The organism is Synechococcales cyanobacterium T60_A2020_003 (assembly GCA_015272205.1).
Taxonomy (GTDB): domain Bacteria; phylum Cyanobacteriota; class Cyanobacteriia; order RECH01; family RECH01; genus JACYMB01.
On record JACYMB010000230.1, the window covers coordinates 1 to 2,653 of the forward strand.

The 2,653-nt window shown below is 54.1% G+C and carries 7 protein-coding genes; 5 read left to right on the forward strand and 2 right to left on the reverse strand.

What is annotated here, in order from left to right; all coding sequences use genetic code 11:
• From IGR76_11565 to IGR76_11575, 3 genes are all read left to right on the forward strand, one after another.
• Positions 1-176, forward strand: a 176-nt coding sequence (locus IGR76_11565; protein MBF2079127.1) for an IS5/IS1182 family transposase, incomplete at its 5' end; no start/stop codon positions are given.
• Between the two features lie 42 nt (positions 177-218).
• On the forward strand, positions 219-407 hold the full coding sequence (locus IGR76_11570; protein ID MBF2079128.1) for a hypothetical protein: 189 nt from the start codon (positions 219-221) through the stop codon (positions 405-407).
• Entirely contained in the window at positions 404-832 is a 429-nt protein-coding gene (locus IGR76_11575; protein ID MBF2079129.1) for a hypothetical protein, read from the forward strand. Before IGR76_11570 ends, IGR76_11575 begins: the two co-directional genes overlap by 4 nt.
• 10 nt (positions 833-842) lie before the next feature.
• Here IGR76_11575 and IGR76_11580 read toward each other — a convergent pair whose 3' ends face one another.
• Positions 843-1,304 (reverse strand): molybdenum cofactor biosynthesis protein MoaE, encoded by a 462-nt coding sequence (locus IGR76_11580; GenBank protein ID MBF2079130.1) that lies wholly within the window; start codon positions 1,302-1,304, stop codon positions 843-845.
• Between the two features lie 311 nt (positions 1,305-1,615).
• Between IGR76_11580 and IGR76_11585 the strand changes: the two genes are divergently transcribed.
• The gene (locus IGR76_11585; GenBank protein MBF2079131.1) at positions 1,616-2,146 is read left to right on the forward strand and encodes a YdcF family protein; all 531 of its coding nucleotides are present in this window, start codon (positions 1,616-1,618) and stop codon (positions 2,144-2,146) included.
• Complete coding sequence (locus IGR76_11590; GenBank protein MBF2079132.1) at positions 2,131-2,379, forward strand: hypothetical protein; 249 nt, start codon at positions 2,131-2,133, stop codon at positions 2,377-2,379. The genes IGR76_11585 and IGR76_11590 overlap by 16 nt, the downstream gene beginning before the upstream one ends.
• Here the strand turns inward: IGR76_11590 and IGR76_11595 are convergent.
• The coding region (locus IGR76_11595) for an aspartate carbamoyltransferase (GenBank protein ID MBF2079133.1) at positions 2,376-2,653 on the reverse strand (278 nt) is incomplete at its 5' end. The genes IGR76_11590 and IGR76_11595 overlap by 4 nt on opposite strands.

Below are 2,653 nucleotides of genomic sequence, written 5' to 3' on the forward strand. Positions count from 1 at the left end.
GCTATCATCGTCGTTCGATTGCTGAAACTACCATGTTCCGCTTTAAGACTATTTTTGGGGGCAATCTCAGTGCACGTCAATTTGACAATCAAGCCGTGGAATTGTTCATCAAATGTGTTGCGCTCAACCGCATGATTCAGATCGCTAAACCCGATAGCTACAAGGTTGAAGGTTAATACCAGGACACTCTCAAGGCGAACCTGACCGTTTTTCTAATCATGCAACAAAGCCTCTTGTCGGGTCAATATAAACGTGTTCAGTCCACTGAAAACAATATCGAATGGTTGCTGGATTTGTTTCCTATGCTGGCTGCCAAGCTTAACCAGCGAGGTGACAGCCTTTCGGGAGGGCAACAGCAACAGTTAGCGATCGCCATAGCCTTCCCCCTGCTAACTTTAACTGGATAGAAACCCTTAAGGGCGATCTGAAAGGCTTAAAGATTGCTTACAGTCCAAATTGGGGATACGCTGCCGTTGATCCGCAAGTACGCCACATTGTCGAACAAGCCGTTCGGGTGTTTGAGCAAGATCTGGGTTGCATTGTTGAAGAAGCGCATCCGGGTTGGGAGGATCCAGCAGATGCCTTTGCCGCCATCATTGCCATGGAAAGTGACCTGGTGGGAATGCGAGCAATGGCAGACAAACTGGGAAATCAGATGACTCCCTATCTGCGCGATTTCCTCTCTAAACCCTGGACAGCCGAAGAATTTACCAACGCTAACATGATTCGCAAAGCGGTTTGTAACCTGAAAGCGTCTGCTGCTTTTGAAACTGCTGCGCTCTGGAGCGATCGCCTACCTCCCGTCTTGAAGTGCATTCATGGTGATTATTAGCAATTAACGTTTAACAACCCTCTACCATCTGCTCGCAGGCTCCAATACTGACCCAGCTACTCGAACCATCCGCCCAGTGTTCTTTTTTCCAAATGGGCGCATTGTGTTTGAGGGTATCAATCGCGTACTTGCAGGCAGCAAACGCCTCCGACCGATGGGGACAGCCCACCGCCACCAGCACGCTAATTTCCCCCACTGTTAGTCGTCCCGTTCGGTGATGGATCACCACATGAGTTACGTCCGTCCACTGGGCCCGAATTTGATCGGCAATCTGCTGAAACACATGGAGCGCCATCGGTTCATAGGCTTGATATTCCAGCGCCACCACGGGTTTGCCATCGGTTTGCTGACGCACCATGCCGCTCATCACCACGATCGCCCCATTTGCGGGATCATCGGCGATGCGATACACCTCATCCAGGGATAGCGGCGCAAAGCCAATCCGAAAATCATCGGTGGCAGCAGTGGGCATTGGGGAGGGGGCAGGCGACTGAAGCATAGGACGGATCAAATATACTAGAGGACAGGGCGATCGCCCCAAATCAGGCGGTGCTACCTGTGCTGATATTGTAACGGGGGGACTGGCAAACAAGTTTACATAGAGTCCTGGGGCGATCGCTTGCATCCCTGCATTGGGTGTGGCAGAACAGAGCTGAAGACCCCTTAACCCATCACGCAATGAACATCATAGACGGCGTTCGGTTCGCAATGGTTGACCCCTCCACCTGTATCGATACTCCGGCAGGCCAATGGGCACATCTATCGTGGATGATTTTCGGATAGTTGACCCATCCCACCTACGTGATTCTTGCCCTTCTCAGCATTATCCTTTTGCCGTCGCTGATCCGTCCGCTGCCCTACAAGCGCTGGATTCGGGCGACGGGTGCTACGTTACTGGGATTCTACCTCCTGAGTGCATCCCCGGTGGCGATCGCCCTAGGCCAAAAGGTGTTGACGCAGTTTGTGCCTGTAGATCGGGGTGAACCTGCCGATGCCATCGTGATTTTAGGGCGAGGCTCCTCGATGCGGCGCGATCGCTCCGATATTGCCGCAGATCTGTGGCGACAGGGGCGGGCACCATTCATTTTTGTTAGCGGCATTTACGACGCTCCCGCCATGGTGGATTACCTAAAGTCTGAAGGTCTGCCCGCTGATGCCGTGGATGGAGAACCGTGTTCGCGCACGACGGAGGAGAACGCCCAATACACCGCTAGTATTCTGGAGCCCATGGGCATCCGCCGCATTATTTTGATTACCGTCCGCCCCACATGCTGCGATCGCGCCTTACCTTCCAAAGTTTGGGATTTGAGGTGATTCCCCACTACAGTCCCCTCCCCCGCACCCTCGGTGCCCGCACCGCTAGTTTGCTGGTGTTTCGGGAGTACGCAAGGTTAGCCGCCTACGGAGTGCTGGGACGCTTTAACCCTCGTGAGATTTTACCTCCCACTGAGATCAACGCCGCTAGCCTACACGTGAATCGGCAGATGGTGAAGCGCAAGCTGAAACAGGCGATCGCCACCGTGATCAAGCCCTGGCGCTACAGCTAGACCTTGCCACCCCCCATGAGATAGAGCAACGCCATCCGCACCGCAACCCCACTGGTAACCTGCTGAGACACGAGGCTAAAGGTGGGATCATCCATGAGGTCAGAACTGAGCTCCACCCCGCGATTGACGGGGCCAGGATGGAGAACGCGCACCTCTGGACTGCACTGCTGGAGGCGATCGCGCGTAATCCCAAACTGCTGATAGTATTCCCGCAGACTGGGCAGCAGGTGTTGGGTCATCCGTTCTCGCTGGAGGCGGAGGGTCATGACAAAAT